Genomic DNA, 2,294 nt, shown 5'->3' with positions numbered 1-2,294 from the left:
ATGTGAGTGCAGTGCTGTGACAGTGAGGTGCTGCCCATTCTACGGACACGCGATAACTGGACTATATCAGCTTTACGCCGCCTCTGGTATTGATGTCCGACTCGTCAGGTAGAGACGTTCGACGTGTTCCGGGGTGTGGTAGCCGAGGGTGGAGTGGAGTCGCTGCCGGTTGTAGAAGACTTCGATGTACTCGGCGATCGCACTGCGGGCGGCACGACGGGTTAGGTAAATTTCCCGATAGACGAGTTCGTTTTTCAGGGTGCCAAAGAAGGATTCGGCGGCGGAGTTGTCCCAGCACACTCCGGTGGCGCCTACGGAAGGTCGCACGCCGTGTCGTGCCAGCGTGCGATGGTAGGCGTCGGACGTGTATTGCGTACCGCGATCCGAGTGAAAAACCGCGTTCGGTGCAAGGGTGGTGCGGGACGCGGCCATGGTGAATGCGTCGACGACGAGTTCGGTCCGCATGTGACTGGCCATCGACCAGCCGAGAACCTTCCGTGAATAGCAGTCGATGACCGTGGCGAGATACAGCCAGCCTTCGCCGGTACGGACATAGGTGATGTCACCGACGAGCTTGGCCCCGGGGCGGGTGGCGGTGAAGTCGCGGCGGACGTGGTCGGTGGGCACCGGCGCCTGGCCGGGGATCGTGGTGCGGCGGTAGGCCCTGGGCTGGCAGGCCTTCAGCCCTGCTCGGCGCATGATCCGTCGGGCGAGGCGGACCGAGGTGGGCTGGCCCGACGCGGTCAGAGCGGCGGCGATCCGCCGCGCGCCGTAGGTCTGGCGCGAGGCGGCGAACAACGCCCGCACCTGGGTGTCCAGGGTGGTGTGCCGGCGGGTCCGGGACGACACCGGTCGCTGGTACCAGTCGTAGAAACCGGACGTCGACACCACGAGCCACTGGCACATTTTGCGTATCGGGTAGTTGTCCTTCTCCGCGGCGATCAGCTCGAACTTATCGATCACTGATGGCGTTGCGCGAAGAAGGCTGCCGCTTTTGAGAGGAACTCGCGCTCCATCCGGAGTTCCCGGTTCTCCTTCTCCAGCTCCCGTAGCCGGGCACGCTCGGACATCGACAGCGGTTCTTCTTCGCCTTGGTGGGCCCGACGCCAGGTGGCCACCCAGCTCCCCAGGGTTCCCTCGTTGATACCGAGGTCCTTCGCGATCGCCGATACCGGCCGACCCGAATCGATGACGAGTTTCACTGCCTCGTCCTTGTACTCGGGCGTGAACCGCCTCCGGGACTCAGTCATCAATCTCCTCCGCTCACGGATCAATTATCCCACATAGGGATCACTGTCCGAAGAACGGGGACCACCTCAGTGCAGGCCGTGGGTTTCCATGGCGAGTGAGGCGAGGCCGAGGGTGTCGGCGAAACCGGCGAGGCGTTCGTCCACACTGATGATCAGAGCGGCGGACAGGCCGATGATGTCGGTGACCCGGCGGAACGTCGGGGTGTTGGCGACCAGGGCGCAGGCCGGGTGGCAGCGCCGCTTGTGGCTGCCGGGGAACGGCCGGTCTGGTGGCTGGCCGATGCCCGCCCACAGCCGTTGGTGGCGGCCGGCCCAGATGTTGAGGCTGGTTCCGGGCCCGTGGTTGCTTTCCAGCCAGTGGAAGCGGGCCTGGACTGCCCAGAGGTCCGGACGCGCGGCCAGGTCGGTGAGCATGACGCCGAGGCAGTCGGGCTGGCGGAACACTATGTCGGCGTCCACGAACCACAGGTGGGACGCGTCTTCGTGGGCTTGGACGAAAGCGCGCAGCACGTCCCCGTGGCTGTTGACTGTCGAGTCGGCTGCCGGCCAGGGTGATCGTTCCCATGTCGCGGGGAGTTCGCGTACCGCGTTCCGCAGGTTGTCGAGTCCTTCGTCGGTGGAGTGGTTGTCGATGACGGTGATGCGTAGCTCGCCGTCGTCGATCCGGTGCTGATGTGTTCTGATCAGGGTGCGTAGCGCAAGTTCGGTGAACTCCGAGCTGTTGTGGTTGATGATGCAGGCGTCAGTGAGGGCTGCTGCCATGGCCTCGTTCCCGGTTTCCGCTGTGAGTGGCTGGCCGTCTCGCCAAGGCTGCCTGACGAGGGCTCGCTCGCGTCCAGCGGCCCCACGGCAGACCCGCGGATCGAGTCGGTTTCCGTGACTGCGCGGAAGGTGGTCACGCGGAGCGCGACATCGGGGGTTTCCTGCTCGGCCCTCGGGCGGCCCGAGCAGGAAAGGAGCGAGCGGTGACGGCGACGGTTTCCGCCGGCCGCTCCCGGCAGCCATCGTTGGAAGATCGAGAGGGCGATCCGGCTGGTTCGAGGG

The 2,294-nt window shown here is 65.3% G+C and carries 2 protein-coding genes; both read right to left on the bottom strand.

Features of this window, described 5'->3' with window-relative positions:
- Nucleotides 1-72 precede the first annotated feature (72 nt).
- Nucleotides 73-1,250, bottom strand: a protein-coding gene (locus DD1DGNOD_RS16425; RefSeq protein ID WP_085948540.1) for an IS3 family transposase whose coding sequence is annotated in 2 segments (ribosomal slippage) — nucleotides 73-989 and nucleotides 989-1,250 — 1,179 coding nt in all. Because the reading frame shifts where the segments join, the coding sequence is not laid out codon by codon here.
- Nucleotides 1,251-1,316: 66 nt separating this feature from the next.
- A complete protein-coding gene (locus DD1DGNOD_RS16420) occupies nucleotides 1,317-2,012 on the bottom strand; it encodes a hypothetical protein (protein WP_206443231.1) in 696 nt (231 codons plus the stop codon).
- Between the last annotated feature and the right edge of the window lie 282 nt (nucleotides 2,013-2,294).

Source organism: Candidatus Protofrankia californiensis, assembly GCF_900634765.1.
Classification (GTDB): Bacteria; Actinomycetota; Actinomycetes; order Frankiales; family Frankiaceae; genus Protofrankia; species Protofrankia californiensis.
This window is presented reverse-complemented; position numbering and strand designations above follow the sequence as displayed.